This is a genomic window from Actinoplanes sp. 13, from assembly GCF_056134165.1.
Genome location: NZ_JBVYOQ010000002.1, coordinates 36354 through 60407, shown reverse-complemented (window position 1 = coordinate 60407; position 24054 = coordinate 36354). Strand labels below are relative to the sequence as shown.

Genomic DNA, 24054 nt, shown 5'->3' with positions numbered 1-24054 from the left:
GTACGCGGGGACGTGCTGCTCAGGCCAGGTCGGCGAGGTCCAGCACGAACCGCCAGCGGACGTCGTTGCGGGCCAGGCGGCCGAGGGCGTGGCCGACCTCGCGCGCCGGGACCTTCTCGACGTCCGCGACGATGCCGTGCCGGGCCGCGAACTCGAGCATCTCCCGGGTGCGGGGACGGCCGGCGCTGCCCGAGGCGGCCAGGCGCTTGTAGCCGTACAGCAGGGCCATCGCCTCGGGTTCGTAGCGGTCCGGGATGCCGAGCATGCAGAGGGTGCCGTCCATCCGCAGCGCCCGGAGGTAGGGCGACGGGTCGTGCTTGGCCGACGCGGTGTCGAGGATGAAGTCGAACCGGCCGGCCTGCGCGGTCATCGCCGCGGCGTCCCCGGAGACGATCACCTCGTCGGCCCCCAGCTGCCGGGCCGGGGCTTCTTTGCCGGGCGAGGTGGTGAAGACCGCGACCCGCGCGCCGAGCGCCTTCGCGAACTTCACCGCCAGATGGCCGAGGCCGCCGAGTCCCACCACGCCGACCAGCTGTCCGGGGCCGACGTCCCAGCGGCGCAGCGGTTCGAACACGGTCGCGCCGGCACACATCAGCGGCGCCACGCCGGCCGGGTCGAGGCCGGCCGGCACCGGGTAGGCGAACGACTCGCGCACCACGTAGTCGCGGGAGTAGGCGCCGAAGGTGACGTCGCTGTACGTCAGGGTGGGGAACTCGGCACAGAACTGCTCCTGCCCGGCGCGGCACGCGACGCACCTGCCGCAGGAGTCGACGATGTTGCCGACGGCGACCGGGTCACCCACCCGGAAACCGGTCACCTCGCCGCCCACGGCCGTGACCTCGCCGACGAACTCGTGTCCCGGCACCAGCGGGCCCGATCCGGCGGTCAGCGCCTCGGCCGCGTGCAGGTCGCTGTGACACACCCCGCACCAGGTGACCCGGACGGCGAGGTCGTCCGGGCGCAGGTCGCGGCGCTCGAAGCGGTACGGCTCCCAGGTGCCGCCGGGAGCCGTCAGAGCCATACCTGTCGTCTGCATGACGGCGACGCTAGGCGCTGGAGTGCACTCCAGCGCAAACCCGCCCCGGTCACGTACCGGTTGACGACCTATATAGAGTACGAGTATGCCAAGGATGACACTGCAGGTGCGGCTGGTGCTCCAGACGCTCGCCGAAGACCCCGATCAGGAGAGGTACGGCCTGGAGATCGTCGAGTCGACCGGGCTGCTGCCGGGAACGATCTATCCGATCCTGGCCCGGCTGGAACAGGCCGGCTGGCTGTGCAGCGAATGGGAGACCGCCGCCGAACACACGCCCGGACGGCCCCGCCGGCGCTACTACCGGCTGACGGCCGACGGTGTGGCGGCCGCTGCCACCGCGGCGGCCACGGCAGCGGCCCGCGGCGCCGGACAGGCCCGCCCGGCTCTGGGCCGGATCGTTCCCGGAGGGGCGTACTGATGAGAGCTCTGCGTGTGATGCTCGCCCTGGCGACGCTGGTCCTGCCGCCCGGTCACCGCGCCCGCTGGCGCGAGGAGGCACTCGCCGTGCTGGCTGCGGTCGGCGGCCCCCGGCGCTGGTGGTACGCCCTGGACACAGTGGTCAAGGCGCCGCTGCTGGCCCGCCAGCTTCAGCAGCCGGTGGCGCCGCCCGGGCGGTGGCTGTCCGTCCTGACGGGAACCGCGCTGATCGGCGCCTCCGTCGCGATCGCGGCAGCGGTCCTGCTGCCGCCGGTCATCGGGGAGGACGCGGCCGAGTTCCTGTTCCTTCTGGCGCCGTGCGGCCTGCTGGGTGTCGTCGCCGTCCGCTCGTTCTGGACGGCCCGGTCGTACGGCGGCGGGCTGCTGCCGTACCTCGTCGCCACCCTGGTCACCGTCTTCGCCGGCACCGGTCCGATCGCCGGCGGCGCGCTGTCGGTGGCCACCGGGACGGCCGCCGTCGCGGTGCTCGGCGCGTTCGTCCCGGGCCTGTGGCTCATCGCGGTGAGCGGGGTCGCCGTGGCGCGGCGCACGAGCCCGCCCGCACTCGGCCTGCTCGGCGTGCTCGCCGGCGCCGGGCTGCTCGGCGTCCTGCTCGGCGTGCAGCTGGTGTCGCACGTCCCGGGGCTGCGCGCGGCGGCGTCGGCGCTCACCGTGCTCGGCCTGATCCTGTTGGTGCCGGCCTGGACGGTGTGGTCGGTCTGGACGGGGCTCCGGCTGATCCGGGCGCACGACCGGCAGAGACTGATCTGACCCTCCTTGCCGAATGTGAGAAGAACATCGAATGTCTGCTCGGCATCGACGGTGTGGATCACAGAAGATCCCGGATTCCGGCTCGGATTCATGGCGAGTTCGCTGAACAGGTGAATTGTCACCCGGAATGGCTCGGCACGGCTGATGAGCATCCCGCCGGGCGCCCGGCTTCCCACTTCTTCGGCCATCCGGAGGGCACACGCGCATCGAACAAGATCGGTTAGCCTGCTCCCGCATTACTCGACACGGGGGAGGCTTCTGTTGAAGCGCAAAATGATGGCTCACCTGATCGCGGTGTTCGCGGTTCTCGCGGCGACGCTGATCGGCACCGGCAGCCCTGCGGCGGCCGCTACCGCCTACACGATTCAGCCGTACACGAATGACCACTGCCTGCACCCCGTCGGCTATTCGTCGGCGGGCGGCATCGCCGTCGAGCAGACGCTCTGCACAACCGGTACCACCCGGGCCTGGACCTTCACCCTGATCAGCGCGGGTCACTATCGGATCTCCTACAACAACGGCGGAAAGTGTTTCGCTGTAAGCGGCTCGTCGACCGCCGAGCGGGCGAAGGTCATCACTCAGAACTGCGGCAGTTCCACCCTCAACGACCAGTGGCTGCCGATCAAGAACTTCAGCGCCGCCGGCGCGGACTACTACCAGCTGAAGAACCGGCACAGCGGTAAGTGCCTGGCCGTCGTGGGCAGCTCGAATCTGAACGGCGCCGACATGATGCAGTACACGTGCTACACGACGTCGAACAACCAGGCCTTCACCTGGCAACCCGCCTGAGTAACGCCGCCCGGCCGCGGCGGAGCCCGATCCGGGTTCCGCCGCGGTTCTTTTTGGCGATGATTACGGCGGTAGCGAGAGAAATCCAACTGAATACGGCTCGAATACAATCTGTGAAGAACCGCCACTCGCCCTACCCGCCGGCGGTCCGCTGCCGCAGCACGTCCACCCCTTCGCCGTCGAGGTCGGTGAGGGCGACGGTCCGGCCGGTCAGCGCCATCATCACCGCCTCGGCAGCGCCGCGGACGGCCGGCCCACTGCCCCACGACCAGTCCACATCGGTGGCCTCGAAACGCAGGCCGGCGGGCCGGCGGCGCGGCACGAAACCGATCGCACGGCCGCCGACCAAAAAGTCCAGCGAGGTCCGCAGGCGTTCCGGCTGCAGCGTGTGCGGCAGCCCGAGTGGGCGGCGGATGTCCTGGCTGTGCACCTGCAGGTCGGTGAGCTGCCCGGGATAGCCGACGATCGGCGGCCGGAACGGCTTCTCGGCGTTGTCCCGCAACGCGGTGGCCAGCTCGGCGGCCGGCCGTTCGGCCATCCGGCGGGCGAGCAGGGCGTTGGCCCGGTGCAGCCGGAAGCCGCCGCGCACCATGGCCGGCAGGATCCACCGGTCGGGGGCGGCGACGGCTGCGACCAGGTGGGCGGCCACCTCCTTGACGGTCCATTCGCCGCACAGGCTCGGGCTGTCCAGCTGCTCCGGGCTGAGACTGTCGAGCAGGCCGGCGAGCCGGCGCCGTTCGTCGCCGATCATGACGAGCGCGTCAGTGTCCACGGAAAGCCTCCTCCAGCCACCACGACGGGCGTCCCGCCGCCACTTTCAGGTCGACGACCATGGGCGTGTCACGCGGGCCCGCCACCCACCGCGCGACCGGCTCCAGGTCGGACGGCGAGCGCACCGTCACCGCCGCGCACCCGTGGCCGCGCGCGATCGCCGCCAGGTCGGTGTCCGGGAAGACCACGGTGTGCAGCGGATGCCCGTGCGGCCCGAAGTGGTGCACCTCGGCGCCGTACGCGTCGTCGTTGTACACCACGATCAGCATGCCCAGCCCGAGCCGGCGGACGGTCTCCAGCTCGGCGATCCCCATCAGGAAGCCGCCGTCGCCGCAGGCCGCCACGGGCAGCCGGTCCGGCCGGGCGAGGGCGGCGCCGAGCGCGCTCGCCAGGCCCAGGCCGACCGACTGGAACGCCTGGGTGAAGCAGAAGCCACGGTGGTCCGGAACGGACAGGAACATCGACGGATAGCCCATGAAGTTGCCGGAGTCGACGGCCACGACCCGTTCCGCGGGGAGCAGGTCGTCGAGGGCGATGCTGGCGGTCCGGGGGTCGATGTGGGTGGCGTCGCCGTCGTCGGTGAACGCGACGTCCCGCCACCGGCCCCGGGCGCGGAGCTTCGCGCGTACCCCCTCGGTCCGATAACCGGTCGTCGCAGCCGGCAGCGCGGCAGCCACCGCTCGCGCGCTCTCCGCCGCGTCCCCGACGATGCCCAGGTCGACGCGGTGATGCGCGCCCAGCGCGCCGGGTTCGAGATCGATCTGCGCGACCGTGGCGCCGGCCGGGATCAGCGCGCCGTGCCGGGTGGTCCACATGTTCAGGGCCGCACCCCAGGCCACCACGACGTCGGCCGCGTTGATCAGCTCGGCCGCCACCGGCGTGGCGAAGCCGCCGGAGACGTCCAGGTTCCAGTCGTTGCCGGCGAACAAACCCTTCGCCGCGGCCGACGTGGCCAGCAGGGCGCCGCACGTCCCGGCCAGTTCCTCGATCTCGTGGCGGGCGTGCAGAGAGCCGCGGCCGGCGATGAAAACCGGTCGTTCGGCGCCCGTCAGCAGCGCCGCCAGCTCGCCGGCGGCCTGGTCGGAGGCGCGCGGCGGCGCCGGCAGCGACCCGGGCTGCGGCGCGACCGGCAGGGCGGGCGCGGCCTGCACGTCGAGCGGCAGGTTGAGCACGACGGTGCGCCGCTCCCCCACCGCGAGCCGCCACGCCCGGGTGACGTCGGCGACCACCGAGTCCGGGCCGTGCACCCGGTCGCTGTGCGCGCCCACCGCACGGGCCAGGGCGTCCTGGTCGACCCGGAAGTTGGAGCGCAGGGCGGCCGCCGCCGGCTCGGCGGCTAGCACGATCAACGGGGTACGCGATTTCGCCGCCTCCGCGATGCCGGTCATCGCGTTGGTCAGCCCGCAGCCCTGATGCACCGAGACCACGCCGGCCCGGCCGCTGACCCGGGCGTAGGCGTCGGCGGCGGTCGCCGCGCCCGCCTCGTGCCGGGTGGCGACGAACCTGGCGCCGTGCGCGACCAGCGCGTTCGTGACGTGGAAGTTCCCGCTGCCGACCACCCCGAAGACGTGGTCGGCACCGAGCGCGGCCAGGGTGGCGCCGACCAGCTCCGCGACGTTCGTCGCCGTCAACGCTCGACCAGGGCCAGCACCCGCGCCGGGCTGCCGGAGCCGCCGACGATCGGCAGCGGCGCGGCCACCACGACCGCGCCGGTCGGCGGCAGCTCCCGCAGGTTCCGCAGCTGCGTGAGCCCGTACTTGTCCGCACCGAGCAGGTAGGAGTGGCACGGGAACGCCGGGTCGAAGGAGTGCGCGGCGCCCGCGTCGGTGCCGACCGTCTCCACCCCGAGGCCGATCACCGGCGCCTCCTCGGCCAGCCACTTCGCCGCCTCGGCCGAGACGCCCGGGGTGTGCGGGCCGGTCTCGTCCGCGTTGAGGAACGCCGCCTGGTCCTGCGCCCGGGCGTCCCAGCCGGTCCGCAGCAGCAGCCAGCCGCCCGCGGGCAGCGGCCCGTGCGCCTGCTCCCACTCGCGGATGTGCTCGACCTCCAGCAGGAAGTCCGGGTCGGCGGCGGCGCGGTCGGTCACGTCGATGACGGCGGCCGGTGCGATCAGCCGCCGCAGCGGCACCTGCGACACGTCGTCGCCGTCCCGGCCGGTCACCCAGTGCACCGGCGCATCGAAGTGGGTGCCGGTGTGCTCGCCGGTGTGAATGTTGTTCCAGTACCAGCCGGGACCCCGGTCGTCGTACCGGCTGATCTCCTCGAGGCCGAAGTTGATCGTGTTGGCGAACGGCGGGGGCAGCTGGAGGATCGGCGTTTCGCTGGACAGCGGCGCGGTCAGTTCGACGACCTCGATCGCGCCGTCACCGATTCCGGCGACCAGGGCCTGCAGGATGCTCATGCCGCCGTAGCGTAAAGCAGATCACTCCGGGACGGCGGTCTCCCGCCTGCGCGACAACACCATCTCCAACCACGACACCGACGTCATCGCGACCACGGCCACCACGAGACTGACCCACAGGTCCAGCCGGACCGAGAAACTCAGCACGGCCAGGAACAGCAGGACGACGAAGTACGCAATCCGCCCCGGCATCGTCACGTGGCCAGCCTAGGCCCTGTTTCGTAGAGGGGGCAGGAGCGAGGCGAGGTCCAGGTGTCGTCTGGCCGCACGTCGCGAACACCCAGATACAACCCCGGTATCTGGGCGCCCGCGCCGCACACCCAGACGGCGGCTGGGCCACGCCGCAGCCCAGCCATCCTCTACGAAACAGGGCCTAGTTATCCGGTGCCACTCACGGCAGCAACGCCGCGACGTCCGGTTGTTCCTTCAGCAGCCCGTCCGCCACCGCCAGCTGCCCGAGCGTCTCGATCGACGCCTGGTTCACCTCGGCCGGCCACCGGGGCAGGATCAGCGCGTCCCGTGTCTCCGGCGGGATCTTGGTGTATGTGCCGAGCGACTCGCGCACCTCGTCGGGCTGCCCGTCCGCGTAGGCCAGCGATTCCTTCATCGCCTCGGTGAACCGGGTGACCAGGTCGGGATCGCCGGTCAGCAGCTGCTGCGAGGTGAAGTACATCGCGACGGTCAGGTTCGGCGCCGCGTCCACGTACGGCGAGGCGATCCGGCGGGCGCCGGCCGCGATCGCGGTCTGCTGGAACGGCTCGACGACGAAGATCGCGTCCACCCGGCCGGCCTCCAGCGCCGGCACCTGGTCGGGGAACGGCAGCTCGGTGAACTTGACCGCGGCCGCGTCACCGCCGTCCTTCTTCACCGAGGCCTTCACCGTCGTCTCGACGATGTTCTTCAGCGTGTTCGCCGCCACTGTCCGGCCGGCCAGGTCCTTCGGCGACTTGATCGGGCTGTCCGCCTTGACGTACAGCGCGCCGAAGTCGGCGCCGTCCACCCCGGTCGAGTTGTTGCCGTTGACCACGGCCTTGATCGGCACTTTCTGCCCCTGCGCCAGCATCAGCGAGATCGCGTTGCTGAATCCGAACTGGAACTGCCCGCTCAGCACGCCCGGCACGATGGCCGCGCCACCCTGCGCGGTGGTGAGCGTCAGATCGATCCCACGATTACGGAAGAAACCCTTCGCCTGACCAAGATAGATCGGGGCGACGTCGACGATGGCGATGACGCCGACGTTCACCCTGTCGAGCTGCCCGGATGCGCCGGGCGCGGGGTCGTCCGCGCCGTCGTCCCCGCAGGCGGCCAGCACCAGCACGGCCGCGGCGAGCGCCGCCACGATGGATCGTCGTCGCATCGAAACCCCATCCATCAAGATCGATTCACAGTCTCCCCCGAAACCTAAGTACGCGAGCTGTCCACGGTCAACCCCGCGTCGTGCTCGTAGAGCCAGCCGAGCGCGTTGAACGACCACGCCTGCGACCCGGCCGCCATCTGCGCGTCGCGTTCCCGCTGCGCAGGCCCGTCCGGCAGGTGGAACCGGGTCTTGTTGCCCGCCGACATCTCCTGCAGCCGGGCGGTACGCGGCAGGCGTACCTCCTCGTAACGGCGCAGCGCCGCAACCGGCGGCAGCTGCCCCAGCACCGCGCTCAGCGCCGCCCCGTCCTCGACCGCCTGCGCCGCGCCCTGCGCCATGAACGGCAGCATCGCGTGCGCCGCGTCGCCGAGCAGCGTCACCCGCCCCGCCGACCAGCGCGGCAGCGGCGGCCGGTCGAACAACGCCCAGGTGTACGTCTCGTCCGCCGCCCCGATGATCTCCCGTACCTGCGGATGCCAGTCCGCATAGGCGGCCACCGCGTCCCCGACCTCACCGCGATCGGTCCACGACTCCCGGGTCCACCGGTCCCGCTGGATCACCGCGACGAAGTTGACCAGCCGCCGCCCCCTGATGAAGTAGTGCACGAAATGCCGCCCCGGCCCCAGCCAGATCTGCGCGGTCACCTCCAGCCCGAGATGCTCCAGCCGCTCCGCCGGCACCACGCCGCGATAGGCGACACACCCGGTGAACCGCGCCTGATCCGCCCCGAACACCGCCTGCCGCACCGCCGAATGGATGCCGTCCGCACCGACCAGCACATCGGCCCGCACCCGCTGCCCACCCGCGAACCGGGCCTCCACCCACTCCGCGTCCTGCTCGATCCCGACCAGGCGATGTCCGAGATGGATCCGCTCCGGCGGCAGCGCCGCGACCAGCGCCCCGAGCAGATCAGCCCGGTGCATCTGGTAGTGCGGGAACCCGTACGTCGCCTCCAAGGCCTCCGCCAGCGGCGCCCGCAACAGCGTCCGCCCGTCGTCCCACCTGCGCTGATGCCACGCGAGCGACTTGACCCCGGTCGCCGCGAGCGGCTCTGCCAGCCCCAGCCGGTGCAGGATCCGCGACGCGTTCGGGCTGACCTGCACGCCCGCGCCCACCTCGGAGAGCCGCGCCGCCTGCTCGAAGACGCGCACCTCGAAACCCGCGCGAAGCAGGCACAGCGCGGCACTGAGACCGCCGATTCCCGCACCGATCACCGCGACCTCGGTCATGGCCCGATGCTGCCCGCCGCGCCGCCGGCTCGCTGCCGGGTCTTTGACACCCCGCAGGCAGAGGTACGAGCAATGCCGCCGTTTGCCTGATTCGGGCCCCGCGCGGGCGTCACCGCGGGCACGATCAGGACAATGGGGGTACGAACTATGAAAGCAATGTCCGGCCTGCTCGCCGAGGCAGCGACCGTTGCAGCCGTGACCGGCCGAGCTCAGGCTGTTCGAGCCGCAGTCGTCCGAGCCGTGGCTGTCCGGGCGGTGGCCGTCGCGGGAGTTCTGGCCGGTGCCGTCGCCGGTGCGACGGCGGGTGCACCGGCGCAGGCCGCTGACACGTGCAGCGCGCCGCAGCGTGTCGAATACGAGACGCCGGGCTTCAACACGGTTCTCCAGGTGCGGCTCTGCATCTCGCACGGTTCACCGTCCCGCAGCGCGTACGCCCACGTCGCTTGGATCGACGGCGGCGACAGCGCCGTCGACGGCAACCGTAAGTTCGATCAGCTCGACGTCCACTACGCGCTCCGCAAGGACGGCCTGCCCGAGGCCGACGAGGTCTGCGACCTGGCAGCTCAGGTCAACACCACCGAGAGCGGCACTTTCACCTGCAGTCGCACCGCCTCCCGCCTGTCCCGGCAGACAGGCGGCTGGAGCGCGGGCGGCCACATCTCTTACAACCTGGACCGCGACGGCGTCGGCAGCCTCCGCACCGGCCTGCACAGTTCTCCAGTGGTCCCCACCTGACCACCCCTGCCCACGCACCCATTCCGCGTGGGGCTGACGAACATTCCGATGCCACAGCGCTGGTCAGGTGGGGCGTCCGCGGCGGGCCGGAAGATCGGCCAGCAGGGCGTCAAGCGTGTCGGCATCGGCCCAGCCGTTGACGGAGACGGTGCCGGAGGCAGAGACCAGCACCTCCAGGCGGTCCGGATCGACGGCCACGTCGTAGGGACCCGCGGCGATGCGATCGCTCAAGTGGAGGAATCGCTGATTCGTCGAACCCACCCACGGCCGCTCATGGTCGAGAAGGTCCTGACGGTACGGCCCGGCCACCAGCAGATCGGTGCCGTCGAGCAGAGCAGCGATGTCGTCCCGGCCGGAGTCGGCAAGGTGCCGCAGATGCTCGTACTCGTAGCCGGTGAACGTCATCACCGAAAGTCCGGCCCGCCGCACCCCGGCGGCCACCGCGGCGAGGCCGGCCGCCTGCTCGAAGGGTTCACCTCCGAGCAGGGTCAGACCCGGAGTGCCGCCGGCCAGCACACGGTCGACCAACTCCGCGGGCGGGAGCAGGGTGCCACCACGCACGCCGAACAGGTGTGGGTTGAAGCAGCCCGCACACCGGATCGTGCAGCCCTGCACCCAGACGGCGGTCCGTTCGCCCGGCCCCTCAGCGGTCGTCCGCTCCAGGAACCGAGCCACCCGCACAGCCCCCGGCTCACCCCGGGGAATCGCAGCCCCGCGCAGCCCGGCCCGCAGCGGCCCATCAGCCGGCACCATCTCCAGACGCGGCATCGCTCCGCCACCAGGCACCACTTCAACAGCGGACGCCGCTCCACCAGCCGGCACCGCTCCGACGGCCGGCACCGCTCCGACGGCCGGCACCGCTCCGACGGCCGCACCGCCCGCCGGCGGCGGCCCTCCGGTCGGCGCCGCGCCGTCCGGTGGGGACGGGTCACGCGACAGCGCCGAGCCATCGGGTGGAAGCGGCTCAGACATCGACTATCCGGCCGAAGGGTGAGGGCTCGCCCGCGTCGGGTGGTGGCGGCGGCTCGCACGTCAGCCGATCGCGAACCGCGACGAACTCGTGCGGCGCGAGTCCGGCCACCGCGGCGACCTCGCTCAGACCGTGGAATCCACTTCGGGAATGCCGGGCCGCCACGATCCGGGCGGCTCGTTCCGGGCCGAGGCCGGGGACCGCGGCCAGTTCCTGCTCCGTGGCGGTGTTGACGTCGATCAGGCCGGAAGTCGACGCCGCAGCGGAAGGCTGGGGCGACGGCAACGGCGACGGTGTCCAGGTGGAGGCCCGCTCCGGAAACGGGTCCGGCGCCGGAACCGGAGGCGGCGAAGGCGGCCCCACCGGTGATGCGGATGCTGCACCAGGCCCGGACGAGTGGTCGGCAGGGCTGGGCGCGGGACCTCCAAAGGCCGGGTCGTAAGCGGGGCTCGGCGGCGGACCATCAAAGGTGCGGCTCGGCTGCGGACCATCAGCGGTGGAGCCGGGCGCAACACCGCCGTAGAACTGGTGTGGAGGCGGGACCACGTCCTGCAGCTGGGGCGGCAGCGGCGTGGCGACGGGAGCCGCCGGGCCGGTCCAGGGCACCGGCTGACCCTGCGAATACCAGGGCACGTGGGCGGCACGCCAGCGCAGCCACGAGCCGTTGATGATGAAGGCGTGGACCACGCTGATCGGCCACAGCAGGAACATGATCGTGTAGCAGATGTTCTGCAGGGCGGAGCCCTCCGCGCCCTCCGCGCCGAAGAAGAAGCAGACGTTGGTCACGACGCTGTAGAGCACCCCGGCGATCGCCCAGGCGGGACGGCGGGCGCGCACGCCGACATAGAGGAAGCCGGTCGCGGACAGGCACCCGAAAGGCAGCAGAGGGGCGACCAGCCACGCGCTGTGAGCCACACGCCATGACAACCGCGCGGGACCGGTCGGTGTGGACTGGAGGCCCGCCTGCGAGTGCGGCGGCTGAGGGTAGGGCGGCTGGCCGCCGGGCGGCACCGGGCTGGGAAACGGGGGCAGCGCCTGCTCCGGCGCCAGGTAGGCCTGGCCGTGCGCCTGATAGCCCTGCACCGGCGGCCGGCCGCCCTGCTGCACCGGCGGCTGATAGTTGTGCGTGGGCGGCTGATAACCCTTGCCGGGCGGGTGATCGTGCCCCGGCGTCGGCTGGCCGTGACCCGACGGGTGACCGTGACCCGGCGGCGGGTAGGCCGGCTCGGTGCGGTGGCCGGCCGGGTCAGGCGGGGTCCACGTCACGATTCACGTCCTGTTCCCGCGCGCGCTGGACCTCACGTGTGTAGTCGGCGGTGTAGGCGCTGTCGTGCACCCGGCCGTCGATGAGGTCCTCCAGCACCGCGATGTAATCAAGGCAGCGCTCGCCGGCGATGTCGACGGTCTCCGCACGCACCTGGCCGTCGGCGCCGACGGTCACCACGATCCGGGGCCTGTCGGTCATGCCCGCTCCCGCTCCACCTCGAAGACCAGGCGCACGGCGGCGTCCTGCTCGACCGACTCGGACTCCAGCCGCAGCCCGGCGGCGGGCGCCTGGGTGCGCAGCCGCTCCAGGACGGCCTGCTGGACCCGTCGCCCGTAGGCCTCGTCGACCGTGGTCATCAACTGCACGGCACCGGCCTGGTCGGCGCCGGTGACGTGCGCGGCCCAGATGCCGTCGGCGTCGCGGGTGAAGGTCGCGGCGGCCTCCGCCCAGGTCGCGGTCAACGAGTCGCCGCCGGCGGAGCCCGCGGCGGGGCCCGTGGTGACGGCTGCGCCGGTGTCGGCCAGGGCGGCCTGGAGCAGGGTCACATCACGCATCCGGGTCTGCACCTGACAGATCTGCCGGCCGTCGGCCTTGCGGGCCGCCACGGCCTGGACGGTGGCCGCCCCGGCCATCGCCAACGGCACCAGCAACAGTGAAACGCTCATCCCCACACCCCGCTCGCTCGCAGTGGCCACACCTTATCGGGAGGGTGCGACAACGGGGGTGCGAGAACCGGGCCGGCGAGCGACCCCGGTGGCCGGCCCGATCCCCCGCCCGGCACAACCGGGTGGGCCGAGCGACCCCGGTGGCCGGCCCGATCCCCTCGAACGGCGCCTACGCGCCCCCGGGCCGGTTGGTCAGGTCCCAGTCGTCGGTGGCGCGAGCCGACACGGCCCGGTTCCGGGCCCACCCCCGCAGGGCGTCGAGCCGCTCAGCCTGCGTCACGCTGAGCGGCACGATGCTCATCACCGCCCGGACCAGGTCGTCGCGCCGCAGCGGCCGGCGTTCCGAGAAGGCGTCGAACAGGCCGGCGACGACGGCCTGCTCGATCTCGGCACCGGAGTACCCCTCGGTCAGACCGGCCAGCTCGGTGAACAGCTCCTCGCTCACCGGGAGCTCCCCCGCGGCGAGGCGGTGCCGCATCGCGCGGCCGAGGTGTACCCGCCACACCGCGATCCGCTCGGAGCGGCTCGGCAGGTCGACGAAGAACGTCTCGTCGAAGCGGCCCTTGCGCAGGAACTCCGGTGGCAGGCCGTCGAAGTCGTTGGCGGTGGCGATGACGAACACCGGGCTGCGCTTCTCCTGCATCCAGGTGAGGAAGGTGCCGAAGACGCGCGCGCCGGTGCCGGAGTCGCCCGCCGCGCCACCGGCGAACCCCTTCTCGATCTCGTCGACCCAGAGCACGCACGGGGCGACGGCCTCGGCGGTGCGCAGCGCGGTGCGCATGTTGTGCTCGCTGGAGCCGACGAGCCCGGCGAAGACCCGCCCGACGTCGAGTCGCAGCAACGGCAGGTTCCACGCGCTGGACACCGCCTTGGCGGTGAGCGACTTGCCGCAGCCGGGCACGCCGGTGATCAGCACCCCGCGCGGTGCGGGCAGGCCGTACTCGGCGGCCTCGTCGAGCCACGCGCCGTTGCGCTTGACCAGCCAGGCCTTGAGGTTCTCCAGGCCACCGACATCGTCGAGCACGGTGTCGCCGGCCAGAAATTCCAGAACACCTGACTTGCGTACGGTCTGGCGCTTCTCGTCGTGGACGATCTCCAGGTCGGCCAGGTCCAGCACGGCGTCGTTGACCATCGCCCGGGCGTACGCGTTCTCCGCCTCCTGCATGGTCAGGCCGGCCGCCGCGGTGGCGAACCGTTCCCGCCCGGCCTCGTCGAGCGCCACCCGCAGGCGCCCGGAGGCGGTGTTGCCGCGGACCATGGCGTCGAGCAGGCCGCGCAGTTCGAGCGGCCCGGGCAGCGGGAAGTCGACGACCGTGACGTCCTTGGTGAGTTCGGCCGGCAGGTCCAGCACCGGGGAGAGCAGCACCAGGGTCCGCGGGCTGCGACCGGCCCGGAACGCCTGGACGATGTCGCGGATCAGCCGGACCACTTCGGCGTTCTGCGCGAAGAGCGGGTGCAGGTCGCGGAAGACGAAGACGGCCGGCTCGTCGATGCGCTGCACCGCCTTGAGCGCGTCGGTGGCCCGCTGCGCACCGGCGCGCACGCCGCCGTCGGGCTGGATCAGGCCGCCGGTCAGCGTCCACGACCAGACGGCGCGCGGCACCCGGACGGCGGCGGCGTCGCCGGCGATGCCCACGAGGTGGTGCATGGCCCGCTGTTCCTCGTAGGTCTCCAGGTAGAGCACGGGGAACCGGGCCTTCAACAGCTGCGCGAACGTCTCCGCGAACGACCTCTCCACCCGCGCATGGTACGGGCCGGGCGGTGGTCAGCGCTGTTCCCCCGGGTCCGGGCCACGCGGTTCCGCGGTGGGGAGATTTGTGGCCGCTGGTGTCACCGTGGACCCGGCACGCCTGCGCCGCGGTATGCCACCCGGCGGCGTCCCGGTCTTGCCGATCACCCGGTCGGTGCCGGCCTTGAGCCACTGCAGCGCCTCGCGTACCTGGTCCTCGATCCGGTAGGCGGAGATGGCGCCCGAGTCGACGAGCCGGCTGACGAAGTCGATGGTTTCCTTGCGGTGGGTCGCCGCCTCGGCACGAATGGCGTCCATCACCGCCGACGCCTCGTCCGGGTTCTGCGCGACCTGCAGCACGAAGGTGTCGATCTCGCCGCTTTCGATGATCGTCCGGTAGAACCTGATCCGGGCGGCCGTCAGCTCCTGCTTCACGGTCTCCTTGTCGGCCCGCAGGGCGACCCGCGCGGTGAGCAGGACGCCGTAGGCGACTCCGGGGAGGTGCTCCGCCTCGGCAGCCGCGTCGGTGAGGGCGTCGCTCTCCAGGAAGACCCGGGCCTTCGCCGAACGCATCTGCAGGTGGCTGTTCAGCTCTGCCTCGGCGGCGGCCGGGTCGCCGATCGGGTACTGATTGGAGACGCACCGCAGCTCATGAATGATTGACAGGGTGAGGTCAGCAGCGGGATCCGCGACGTTCTGGCGCACCGCCTCGACCGGGCGAATCACCTGCCAGTTGAGCAGGACGTCCGCGCTGAACTCGAACTTGTTGCCGAGGCTGGGCAGCTTCGCGGCCACCGCCCTGCGGTGCCGGCCCGTGTCGACCAGGTACATAGTCTGGGCCGACGACCAGAACAACTCGCCGTAGGTCGGCTGACGGCCGGCGGCGAAGTACAACAGATCACCCGTCCGGGTGGCGAAAACGAGCGCCGTCGCGGCGCGGGCGCGCGGCCGGTTTCGCAACAGATACCAGCGGCTCACCGGGTACTCCCACCACAGGCGACGCGACCACGCGGGCCGGGCCGGCTTGGCCGGGCGGGTTCGCGCCTCCGCGCTGTCGCGCCCGTTCTGCTGCACGGACGAGGCCTTGTTCTTCGGTTGATCGTCTCGGTCGGGCCGGGAATCGGACGGCTGCATGCCGGCGCTCCTTCTCTCAGATCCGGTTGATGGCCTTCTCGATCCGGTCCGCGGTCCCTGGGTCGAGCGGATCGACCCACTCGACGCGCATACCGCGGACGAGGTAGGAGAGCCGCTCGCGGGCGTGGACCGAGTCGACGAGCAACGGCAGGAAGGCCTCCAGGGCGGACAGGCACGCCGGATCCCTCTCCGCCACCCGGATCCAGCGCTTCAGCAGCCAGAGGGCCGTGATCTCGGACGGGCTGCCGAGCAAGGTCTGCCACACCATGTCGGCCAGGTCCTCGGCCAGGTCCGGTTCCTGCTCGATCAGGGTGAGGATCAGCGGCCAGCGTCCCTGCGCCTCGGGGACACCGCTGCCGACCGGGGTCCAGACGTTGTAGGAGCGCACCCACATTATTTGAAGCACGCACCACAGGGCCAGGTCACGCAACCCGTACCGCGGCTCGTCGAGCCAGGCCCGCAGATGGGTGAGCACCGGGCGGACGGCCCCGTTCGTGAACAGCAGGGCGACGCTCCATCTAGCAACCTGGGCGAGTTCGTCCGAGTCGCCGCCACGCTCGCCGTGTGCGGCCGCCCAGGTGCCGACGATGCGGAGGTTGTCGAGGGTTTCATCGACGGGGAGCAGCCGCAGTTCCCGGCTCTGCGCCAGAGCCGCCGTCCAGCGGAGGCGGTCGTTGTCGCCGCGCACCCATCGACGGAGCTGCGCCACCACAGCCGGGCGGATCCGCTCGTCGCTCGCCGCCAGGGCCAGCACCAAGGCTCCGGCCATCCGGTCGTTCCGGTCGGTGGCGTCCGCCCAGGGCAGCACCAGCTTCCGCAGCACGTACCCGTAGTCGAGCGGGCAGAGCACGCCCAGAGCCTGGGAGGCGCGCACCCAGACGACGGTGCGCAGATCCTCGGCCAGCTCCTTCAACCAGGCGATCAGGGCCGGGCGGTGGTGGTGCTGGTGTTTCCACAGGTACGTCAAGATCGCGTACGGGTATCTGTCATCCTCGAACAGCACGTGGGGCGACGGCACCCCGACGCCGTCCACCAGGGTCACGCCCTCCACCTGACGGCATCGCAACTCCGCGAGCAGGCTGCCACGGTCGGCGGCGAAGGTCGGTCGCCGACGCTGACGGAGCGAGGAGGTGGCCTCGAGAAGCTGATCGGCGAGTTTGTCCGCGGCCTCCACCACCACGTCGTACGGCGCGTCGCTGTAAACCGCGAGGGCGATGCGAAGGCTGCTGATCCGCACCTCGCGTTCATAGGTGGTGCCGGGACCGGCGTCCGGGACGCGAAGACAGGTGAACCATTTCACCACCTGCCGTTCGATCACCTGCCCGGCGCGCAGCAGCACCTCGTCGTAGGTGATCTTGTCTCGACCGTGTGACGCCAGCGCCTCGGCGAGTTCCACCGCTTCCGAGGTGTACGGCTTCGGTCCGAGCGTCCGCAGGATCTCCGGCTGCTCCGCCAGGCCCTGAATCCGGGCGATGAGCTCCGGGTCGCCGGTGTCGCGCAGCGCCTCCCGGATGTGGGCGGCGATCGTCTGCCGGATGTCGGGCGGTGTGTGGTCGCGGGCGTAACCGCCCAGGGTGTCGGACCGGAGTGGGTCCAGCTCGACGATCACGACGCAGTAGGCGCTCTTGTCGCGCAGTATGGTGGCGAGCCGGTCCAGGTGCATCTCGCGGAGAGCCTCGCCATCGGCCTCCATGAGGTATCCCCAGGAATTCTTGATGTCGCCCTCGCTGACCTGCTCCACTGTCCGGTCGTCGGGGAGCCGCGCGACTTGACCATCGACGACGGCGTCCAGCAGGTGCAGGCCGGTGGTCGAGCACCCCGCACCCGGCCGCCCACGCAGCACGATGACGTGCAGGTCGCTGAGAAGGTTCAGCAACTCGTCGTACTCGTCCACCCGGACGTACGTGGCGCGGGTCCACGCCATGACGCCGTCCCGGACCGGTCCAGCGCCGAGGCGACCGCCGCCGGTCGGGAAGTTGTTGACGATGCGGGTGCCGATCTGCAGGTCGGCGATGCGGCTACCGTCGACGAAGGCGGTGTTCCCCACGCCGAGGTACCGGAGACCGGTCTGGTACATCTCGTTCTGGTCGAGCAACGGATTCTCGCCGAGCGAAGCGGTGGCGTCGCCGGTGGGACGGTCCGCGGACGAGGGCTCGGGGGCACCCGGCGGGCCGCTCGCGGGTGCCGGCTCCGCGGCGGCGGGTCCCGGGCCGGCAGCGACCGGCTCTTCACCGGCGGTCATCGGCCGTCCGATCCGAAGGAGGGGCCGATGTGCATGTCGCGGTGCGTGGTGTTCTTGAAAGTGGTGACGTAAGAGTCGCCCTGCTGCTGGGGCGTCTTCGCTTTCTCCTTCGTCTTCTTCCTCGCCTCGGGTGCGACCGGCTGCCGCCGCGCCGGGGGCGTGCTGTAGCCGGGCACGTAGAGCCATGCCGTCCGGTTCGTCTCCTTGACGCGGACAGTGACCTGCGTGAACTGCTCCGGAAAGAGATAGGGGCCGCCGTGCCGGACGACCGAGTCGAAGATCGGCTCGGAGACCAGGACGGCGAGCCGGGCCCTCGGCGCGGCCGCCAGCACCTCGCGCGCCGCCTCGGCGTCGGCCAGCCGGCAGGGCAGCTCCACGTCTGACCCGGCGATGCCCCAGGCGTCCCGGTGCACCTCACCACCGTGGATGCCCATCCGCAGCCGGATACCGGACCGATCACCGCCCAGCGCCTGGAACAGTCCTTCCACTCCCCGGCCCACCAGCCGGGCCTTCGGGACGTCGGCGGTGAGCGTCCCGAGAACGCCGTCGCCACGGTCCTCGAGCCGGACACCCTCCGTGATGCCGGCGACGGCCAGCGCCTCATCGAGCACCGACCGCAGTGCCGCGCGCATCCGAAGTTTCCCCGGGTTGGGAAGCGATCCGGAATTCTGCACATCGATCATGAAAGTGGTGTGATGAACAGCTTCGTCGTCCATGTCACCTCGCCCTGTCGTGCGGTCTTCACGACGGTTCCACACCACTGTCCCGGCCGATGTGAACCCGTTTACAGTTGGCCGATCGACTTCAGCAGTTCGCGATCGGCGATCACTATCCGGCGCGGTTTCGTGATCACAATTTCTTGCTCCCGGAGAACGCGGAGCGCTTTCGCCGCCCCCTCGCGGGTGGCGCCGATCAAGGCGGCCAGGTCATGCTGCGGCAACGGGATGTCGATCTCCGTGCCCTCAGGGCACGACCGGCCGGCCTGGTCAGCCAGTTCGATGAGCGTCTGCGCGACCCGCTGCAGCAGCGACGCCGAAGCCAGCACGCTCCGCTGCGAGTCGGAGTCCCGCAGCCGGCCGGTGATCGAGCGCATGATCACCTGGACCATCCGCGGCCGCCTGGCCAGGATCTCGTTGAACCGGTCGACCGGCACCAGCACCACCGAGGTCCGGACCAGTGCGGTCACCCCCGCACCGTGGCAGCCGCCGTCGACCGCCGAGAGCTCACCAAGCATGTCACCGGGCCCCCGCAGGGCGAGCACCAGCCGGCTGCCTTCCTTCGACATGACGGCGACCATCACCCGGCCAGTGCGCAGGATCATCACGAACTTGGCGGTCTCGCCCTCGGACATCAGCACGTCACCGGCAGCGTAGACCCGTGCCGCTCCGGCTTCGAGAAGCGCGGCGGCATCGTTGGGTTCCAGCAGTTCCAGAACCGGGCGATCCCGGCCGAGCAGACTCATATCCTGGGTCCGTCCGAACATTGGGTAATGGGGATACGTCACCCTACTCGGGCGCCGGCGAACTCCTCCATAGCCTTCTCGGACTGTCCGATGTGCAATTGATCAGATCACACTGATTCCCACCAGGGCCGCCGCGCCGACCGCGCAGATCACGGCGGCACGGATCAATCGAAATTTCGCCATCGCGATCTGACTGCTGGCACAGAGCTGAGTGACCGTGCCGATCAGGTCACCGGGCGCGGCGGCCTCGATCCGCTCCAGCACCCGGGCGGGCTGCCCGAGCCGGACCACATGCCCGAAGTAGGTGATCGCCCCGGCCGGCTCGCCGCCGCGCAGCCGCGGCGCGATGGCACCCGCCAGGCAGAGCAGCGCGATCGCCCACACCGCGGCGCCGGCCCACCAGAGCCGGTCACTCGCCTCTGAACCGGACGTCAGCAGCAACACCGCGAAGCCGCCGCCACCGATGGCCTGCAGGCAGCTCATCGCCTTGGCGTCGGCGCGTCTGACCTCCTCGCGGGTTTCGGTAAGAAGCTTTTCAGCCAGTTCCAGTGCCCTGTCAACCGACATGCTCGCCTCCGTGTCCGGCTCCTGAAGTCAGAATTGCCCAGACACGGAGGATCGGCTGTGGACGTGTTCACAGCCGATGCCGGAGAGCCCGCCGACGCGGTGCTCGCCGAGGATGCCGCCGTGTTCCACGCGCGGGAACCGTACGGTGTTGTCGCCGGTGTCCACCAGAAGGTCCGCGACGGTGCCGACCTCGTCGCCGTCGATGACGGTGCGGCCCCTGATGTCCTGACTGGGTCCTTCCATCATCTGGCCGGTCTCGCTGAGCGGCGCGAGCGTGCCGGCTGGTTTCGTCATGACCGCCACCTCCTCACCGTCCGGCCAACCCGGGCCGGCGTAGATCATGCCCCGGCGACGCCAACGGGAATTTCCCGCCAGTGTTTCTTGCGCGTTAATCGACACGGCTCTATCGTCATCACGAGGAAAGCGCTTTCCTGCTGGTAGCGAAGGAAGCGGCCTGGGGCTGCCGCGCGCCCATCGCTGGTTCGAAGCACGAGAACCCACAACGAACCATGACGAGAACAAGTGAGGCGAGATGAGACGATCAGTCGCGCTGCGACTCTCGGCGGCACTGGGCACGGCCGCCACGGCCGGCGTCATCGCGATTGCCCTGCCGTCACCCCAGGCATCGGCGGCAGTGGGCAGTGCCACCGGTTTCGCGACACAGAACGGCGGCACGAGGGGCGGCGCCGGCGGAGCGACCGTCCAGGCCAGCACCGGCACCCAGATCCACGCGGCGCTGTGCAACCGGGCCAGCAGCAGCACCCCGATCACCATTCAGGTGTCCGGCACGATCAACCACGGCAACACCACGAAGGTCTCCGGCGAGAGCTGCAACACCGCGGCCGGGGTGATCGAGCTCAAGGACATCAGCAACGTCACGATCCTGGGCGTCGGCAGTGGGGCGACGTTCGACCAGATCGGCATCCACATCCGCAACTCCAGCAACATCATCATCCAGAACGTCACCGTGCGGAACGTGAAGAAGTCGGGCTCGCCGACGTCCAACGGGGGCGACGCGATCGGCATGGAGAGCACGGTCCGCAACGTCTGGGTGGACCACGTCACGCTGGAGGCGTCCGGCGGCGAGTCGGAGGGCTTCGACGGCCTGTTCGACATGAAGGACGACGTCGAGTACGTGACGCTGTCGTACGCGATTCTGCGCAACTCCGGCCGCGGCGGCCTGATCGGGTCGAGCGAGAGCGACACCGGCAACAACTTCATCACGTTCCACCACAACAAGTACGAGAACATCGACTCTCGTACGCCGCTGCTGCGCGGCGGTGTGGCGCACATGTACAACAACCACTACTTCCAGCTCAACGAGTCGGGCATCAACTCGCGGGCCGGCGCGCGGGCCAAGGTGGACAACAACTACTTCCAGAACTCGAAGGACGTGCTCGGCACGTTCTACACCGACCAGGCCGGGACGTGGCAAACCAGCGGGAACATCCTGGACAACGTGACGTGGTCGGCGAAGAGCAGCGACCACAACCCGGCCGGCCCGAGCATGCCGTCGACCACGACGGTGAGCGTGCCGTACCCGTTCACGCTGGACAGCGCCTCCTGCGTGCCGAACATCGTGAGCCAGACCGCCGGTGCGAACAAGGGGATCAGGACGTCGACCGGTAGCTGCTCGGTGACCTCGTCGCCGTCCCAGCCGCCGACCTCGCCGTCCCAGCCGCCGACCTCGCCCTCGCAGCCGCCCACCTCGCCGTCCCAGCCGCCCACCTCGCCCTCGCAGCCGCCGTCCGGGACGAACCTGAGCATCGGTGCGGGCGCCGACGGGTCCAGCAAGGCCGGCGGGACCAGTTACGGCAATGTGGTCGACGGCAACCTGAGCACGTACTGGTCGCCGAACGGTGCCACCGGCGACATCAACGTCAAGTGGGGCTCGGCCCGGACCGTCTCGAGGATCAACATCCGTGAGGCGTCCGGCGCGACCGGCGTGATCGGCAACTGGCAGGTGCTCAACGGCAGCACGGTGCTCGCCTCGGGCACCGGTGCGAAGGTCATCAGCTTCACGCCGACCTCGCTTTCCAAGGTCACCTTCCGGATCACCAGCGCATCGGGGACGCCGCGGGTGGCCGAGTTCGAGACGTACGCATCCTGACCGCCGTCTCCTGACCACCTGCTCCGTGCCCTCCCGCCGTCGTGGCGGGAGGGCACAACCATGGGGAAGTCGAATAGCCGTCGCCCGTGCCGGCGCCGGCCTGTTGCTGCCGGTCCACGTCTCCCCTGATCCGGGGCCGAGCCACAATGAAGAACGTGTCTGACATCGGTGCGATGTCGGCCTCGCTCTCGCCGGGCACCGGCGATGCTGCTCTCCACGCCGGACCCGCGCGTGGCCCGGCTGCTGCGCCGGAGCCCGGCTGGCCCCGGTCTCGCGTAACCGGCACCGGGCCGGGCCTCCCTGTGCAGAATGGGAGCGGGCCGTTTCACCGGAGGGAACCACGATGACGGGGCCGTTCACGGTCCGCAAGCACGCCGAGGGCGGCGGAGTTCTACGCCTGGCGGTGCACGGAGAAGTCGACAGCGACACCAGCGCCGCGCTCAGTCTGATCATCGCGAACGCGGCCGGGCAGCCCGGCGCCGAGGTGCTGCTGATCGACCTCGACGGGGTCACCTTCCTCGCCGCGGCCGGCATCCGCAGCCTGCTGGAGGGCCGGACAGCGGCGTTGCGCAGCGGATGCTCCTATCTCGTGGTGAACGCTCAGGGCGTCGTCGCCGAGACCCTGAGCGCGGCGGGGGTCACCGCGCCGGTGGCCGCGCTCCCCGCACACCCGGCCGCGCGGCACAGCCTCTTGGCCACGCCGCATTGACCGGGCGTGGTGATAGGAATAGGTCATGGCCGTCACCGAGATCGATCTGGTCCATCTGCGCCGCTGTGTCGAGCTGGCGCGGGAGGCCCTCTCCGTAGGTGACGAGCCGTTCGGTTCGGTGCTGGTGGCCGGTGACGGCGAGGTGCTGTTCGCCGACCGCAACCGGGTGAAGGACGGCGACGAGACCCGGCATCCGGAATTCGCGATCTCCCGATGGGCGGTCTCGCATCTGAGCCCGGCGGAACGTTCCCGCGCGACGGTCTACACCTCCGGCGAGCACTGCCCGATGTGCGCGGCAAGTCATGGGTGGGTCGGCCTGGGCCGCATCGTCTATGCGGTGTCGAGCGCGCAGCTGGGCGCGTGGCTGGCCGAGTGGGGGGTTCCGGCCGGGCCGGTGGCGCCGCTGCCGATCAGCGTGGTGGTGCCGAACGCCGTGGTGGACGGCCCGGCCGCCGCGCTGGAGAGCGAGATGCGCGAGCTGCATCGGGCCCGCTTCAGCTGAGCCGCGCCCGGCGAGGGCGGTGTTCTCCGGCAGGCTGCCCGGCGACGATCTCCAGGACGGTCGTGACCAGGCGGTCCCGCTCGGTGGCGTCGCGCAGCACCCGTTCGAGCCGGTCGTCGTACGCGCGCCCCGCCGGTGTCGACAGGTCCCCACCGAAGACAGCGTCCAAAACGGTGGTGACGACGGTGCGGGCGGGCTCGCCCCGGGCCAGCCGGGTCTGGATGAGCCGCATCGCGCCGTGGGCCAGCGCGGTGAGGAGGCGATCCGTCTCGGTCGGGGCGTCGGCCGGCACGACGGGTGCCGCCGCCTCCCGGCCGTCGAGGTGCGGTGTGCCCACCACCGGCGCCTGTTTGTGGCCGAGCGGGCCCTCGACGTACCGGGCGTACCAGTTCGGCCGGCTGCTCATCGCGGCCAGCACGGCGCGGATGTCCGCCTGGACCTGCGGTTCGCCGTACCCCGCCCAGTCGCCGTGCCGTTCGCAGTGCCGGACCACCCAGGTCTCCGTCGGCCACAGCTCCAGCCCGGCCGTGCTCGGGGTGCCCACCCACACCAGCATCTGGGTGGCCAGGTCGAGCAGCCACGGGTCGTTGCCGAGCCGTTCGGCCAGCCAGCCGGGCACCCGCGGGCGTTGCAGGGCGCCGTGCTCGCCGCGGCGCCGCCGGTGCCCGTCGATGGTGGCCGGCATGAGCCGGCTGCTGACCCAGCCTTCCAAATTCTCGATGGGTGCGCCGGCTCGGCGGGCGACGTCGTCGATCACCGCCTCGACGTCGTTCTCGAACCGGTCCAGGCAGTCCGCGGCGAGGTGGCGCACCGACGCCGCACAGCCGCGGTGCCCGCGCCTCATCTCGATCCCGCGGGTGAGCCGCTGGTACACCACCGGCCAGACGATCGCGTACGTCGCACCGGTCAGGCGCAGCCGGTCCGGGCCGGAGGCGCCGGTGATCGTGGTGGCCAGCAGTCCCCGGCGGGCCAGGTCCCGGACCTCGTCGACGCCGTCGGTGGTGATCGATCCCAGCACCGCGCCTCCTCACATCGGCCCCGGACGAAGCACATCGCCCCGAACGAAGCACATCGCCCCAACGAAGTCGATCCACCTTGACGCACCGGCGCCGGTGCTGGGAACCGCCGGTCAGGCACGGTCTGAGCGCCTCAGGGAGCAGGTCGCAGCGACATGGTCCACAGCGGAAGGTC

The 24054-nt window shown here is 71.1% G+C and carries 26 protein-coding genes; 7 read left to right on the top strand and 19 right to left on the bottom strand.

All coding sequences use genetic code 11. The features are described 5' to 3' along the window. Positions 1–19: 19 nt before the first annotated feature. Complete coding sequence (locus tag AC0NH5_RS05035; RefSeq protein WP_474400475.1) at positions 20–1036, bottom strand: NAD(P)-dependent alcohol dehydrogenase; 1017 nt, start codon at positions 1034–1036, stop codon at positions 20–22. Positions 1037–1121: 85 nt separating this feature from the next. Here AC0NH5_RS05035 and AC0NH5_RS05030 point away from each other — a divergent pair, with 85 nt between their 5' ends. The 3 genes from AC0NH5_RS05030 to AC0NH5_RS05020 all read left to right on the top strand — a co-directional run bounded on the left by AC0NH5_RS05030 (position 1122) and on the right by AC0NH5_RS05020 (position 3013). Continuing rightward, a complete protein-coding gene (locus AC0NH5_RS05030) occupies positions 1122–1454 on the top strand; it encodes a PadR family transcriptional regulator (protein ID WP_474400474.1) in 333 nt (110 codons plus the stop codon). Then, the gene (locus AC0NH5_RS05025; protein ID WP_474400472.1) at positions 1454–2224 is read left to right on the top strand and encodes a hypothetical protein; all 771 of its coding nucleotides are present in this window, start codon (positions 1454–1456) and stop codon (positions 2222–2224) included. The genes AC0NH5_RS05030 and AC0NH5_RS05025 overlap by 1 nt, the downstream gene beginning before the upstream one ends. Before the next feature lie 261 nt (positions 2225–2485). Continuing rightward, a complete protein-coding gene (locus AC0NH5_RS05020) occupies positions 2486–3013 on the top strand; it encodes an RICIN domain-containing protein (RefSeq protein ID WP_474400470.1) in 528 nt (175 codons plus the stop codon). A gap of 133 nt (positions 3014–3146) precedes the next feature. Here AC0NH5_RS05020 and AC0NH5_RS05015 read toward each other — a convergent pair whose 3' ends face one another. The 6 genes from AC0NH5_RS05015 to AC0NH5_RS04990 all read right to left on the bottom strand — a co-directional run bounded on the left by AC0NH5_RS05015 (position 3147) and on the right by AC0NH5_RS04990 (position 8771). Then, positions 3147–3785: a maleylpyruvate isomerase family mycothiol-dependent enzyme gene (locus AC0NH5_RS05015; RefSeq protein ID WP_474400468.1), complete on the bottom strand. Its 639-nt coding sequence runs from the start codon at positions 3783–3785 to the stop codon at positions 3147–3149. Then, entirely contained in the window at positions 3775–5415 is a 1641-nt protein-coding gene (locus AC0NH5_RS05010) for a thiamine pyrophosphate-binding protein (RefSeq protein WP_474400467.1), read from the bottom strand. The genes AC0NH5_RS05015 and AC0NH5_RS05010 overlap by 11 nt, the downstream gene beginning before the upstream one ends. After that, positions 5412–6185 carry a cyclase family protein gene (locus tag AC0NH5_RS05005; protein WP_474400466.1) on the bottom strand — a complete coding sequence of 258 codons (774 nt, stop codon included), beginning with the start codon at positions 6183–6185 and terminating at the stop codon, positions 5412–5414. Before AC0NH5_RS05005 ends, AC0NH5_RS05010 begins: the two co-directional genes overlap by 4 nt. Before the next feature lie 21 nt (positions 6186–6206). Beyond that, a complete protein-coding gene (locus AC0NH5_RS05000; RefSeq protein ID WP_474400465.1) occupies positions 6207–6383 on the bottom strand; it encodes a hypothetical protein in 177 nt (58 codons plus the stop codon). Positions 6384–6576: 193 nt separating this feature from the next. Further along, positions 6577–7542 (bottom strand): ABC transporter substrate-binding protein, encoded by a 966-nt coding sequence (locus AC0NH5_RS04995; RefSeq protein WP_474400463.1) that lies wholly within the window; start codon positions 7540–7542, stop codon positions 6577–6579. Between the two features lie 44 nt (positions 7543–7586). Then, a complete protein-coding gene (locus AC0NH5_RS04990; RefSeq protein WP_474400461.1) occupies positions 7587–8771 on the bottom strand; it encodes an FAD-dependent monooxygenase in 1185 nt (394 codons plus the stop codon). Between the two features lie 147 nt (positions 8772–8918). Between AC0NH5_RS04990 and AC0NH5_RS04985 the strand changes: the two genes are divergently transcribed. Continuing rightward, positions 8919–9506 carry a hypothetical protein gene (locus AC0NH5_RS04985; protein WP_474400459.1) on the top strand — a complete coding sequence of 196 codons (588 nt, stop codon included), beginning with the start codon at positions 8919–8921 and terminating at the stop codon, positions 9504–9506. 63 nt (positions 9507–9569) lie between these two features. Here AC0NH5_RS04985 and AC0NH5_RS04980 read toward each other — a convergent pair whose 3' ends face one another. The 11 genes from AC0NH5_RS04980 to AC0NH5_RS04930 form a co-directional block, all read right to left on the bottom strand. Then, positions 9570–10274, bottom strand: a complete 705-nt coding sequence (locus tag AC0NH5_RS04980; RefSeq protein WP_474400457.1) for a 4Fe-4S single cluster domain-containing protein — start codon at positions 10272–10274, stop codon at positions 9570–9572. Positions 10275–10470: 196 nt separating this feature from the next. Further along, positions 10471–11742 (bottom strand): ComEA family DNA-binding protein, encoded by a 1272-nt coding sequence (locus AC0NH5_RS04975; protein ID WP_474400456.1) that lies wholly within the window; start codon positions 11740–11742, stop codon positions 10471–10473. Next, a complete protein-coding gene (locus tag AC0NH5_RS04970; RefSeq protein WP_474400454.1) occupies positions 11723–11941 on the bottom strand; it encodes a DUF2997 domain-containing protein in 219 nt (72 codons plus the stop codon). The genes AC0NH5_RS04975 and AC0NH5_RS04970 overlap by 20 nt, the downstream gene beginning before the upstream one ends. Continuing rightward, positions 11938–12408: a hypothetical protein gene (locus AC0NH5_RS04965; protein ID WP_474400452.1), complete on the bottom strand. Its 471-nt coding sequence runs from the start codon at positions 12406–12408 to the stop codon at positions 11938–11940. The genes AC0NH5_RS04970 and AC0NH5_RS04965 overlap by 4 nt, the downstream gene beginning before the upstream one ends. A gap of 169 nt (positions 12409–12577) precedes the next feature. After that, entirely contained in the window at positions 12578–14146 is a 1569-nt protein-coding gene (locus AC0NH5_RS04960; protein WP_474400450.1) for an AAA family ATPase, read from the bottom strand. Between the two features lie 27 nt (positions 14147–14173). After that, on the bottom strand, positions 14174–15271 hold the full coding sequence (locus AC0NH5_RS04955; RefSeq protein WP_474400448.1) for a hypothetical protein: 1098 nt from the start codon (positions 15269–15271) through the stop codon (positions 14174–14176). Between the two features lie 16 nt (positions 15272–15287). Next, positions 15288–17513: a hypothetical protein gene (locus tag AC0NH5_RS04950; protein WP_474400446.1), complete on the bottom strand. Its 2226-nt coding sequence runs from the start codon at positions 17511–17513 to the stop codon at positions 15288–15290. Further along, positions 17510–18145: a hypothetical protein gene (locus AC0NH5_RS04945; RefSeq protein WP_474400445.1), complete on the bottom strand. Its 636-nt coding sequence runs from the start codon at positions 18143–18145 to the stop codon at positions 17510–17512. The genes AC0NH5_RS04950 and AC0NH5_RS04945 overlap by 4 nt, the downstream gene beginning before the upstream one ends. Positions 18146–18297: 152 nt before the next feature. Then, a complete protein-coding gene (locus tag AC0NH5_RS04940; protein WP_474400444.1) occupies positions 18298–18975 on the bottom strand; it encodes a Crp/Fnr family transcriptional regulator in 678 nt (225 codons plus the stop codon). A gap of 102 nt (positions 18976–19077) precedes the next feature. After that, the gene (locus AC0NH5_RS04935; protein ID WP_474400442.1) at positions 19078–19542 is read right to left on the bottom strand and encodes a Pycsar system effector family protein; all 465 of its coding nucleotides are present in this window, start codon (positions 19540–19542) and stop codon (positions 19078–19080) included. 27 nt (positions 19543–19569) lie between these two features. Continuing rightward, the gene (locus tag AC0NH5_RS04930; RefSeq protein ID WP_474400440.1) at positions 19570–19941 is read right to left on the bottom strand and encodes a PRC-barrel domain-containing protein; all 372 of its coding nucleotides are present in this window, start codon (positions 19939–19941) and stop codon (positions 19570–19572) included. A 133-nt stretch (positions 19942–20074) separates the two neighbouring features. Here AC0NH5_RS04930 and AC0NH5_RS04925 point away from each other — a divergent pair, with 133 nt between their 5' ends. The 3 genes from AC0NH5_RS04925 (at position 20075) to AC0NH5_RS04915 (ending at position 22863) form a co-directional block, all read left to right on the top strand. Beyond that, positions 20075–21652 (top strand): pectate lyase family protein, encoded by a 1578-nt coding sequence (locus tag AC0NH5_RS04925; protein WP_474400438.1) that lies wholly within the window; start codon positions 20075–20077, stop codon positions 21650–21652. A gap of 343 nt (positions 21653–21995) precedes the next feature. Further along, positions 21996–22361 carry an STAS domain-containing protein gene (locus AC0NH5_RS04920; protein ID WP_474400437.1) on the top strand — a complete coding sequence of 122 codons (366 nt, stop codon included), beginning with the start codon at positions 21996–21998 and terminating at the stop codon, positions 22359–22361. Between the two features lie 25 nt (positions 22362–22386). Beyond that, positions 22387–22863 carry a nucleoside deaminase gene (locus AC0NH5_RS04915; RefSeq protein WP_474400435.1) on the top strand — a complete coding sequence of 159 codons (477 nt, stop codon included), beginning with the start codon at positions 22387–22389 and terminating at the stop codon, positions 22861–22863. On the opposite strand, the gene AC0NH5_RS04910 is transcribed toward AC0NH5_RS04915, so the two are convergent. After that, on the bottom strand, positions 22856–23881 hold the full coding sequence (locus AC0NH5_RS04910) for a hypothetical protein (protein ID WP_474400434.1): 1026 nt from the start codon (positions 23879–23881) through the stop codon (positions 22856–22858). The genes AC0NH5_RS04915 and AC0NH5_RS04910 overlap by 8 nt on opposite strands. Between the last annotated feature and the right edge of the window lie 173 nt (positions 23882–24054).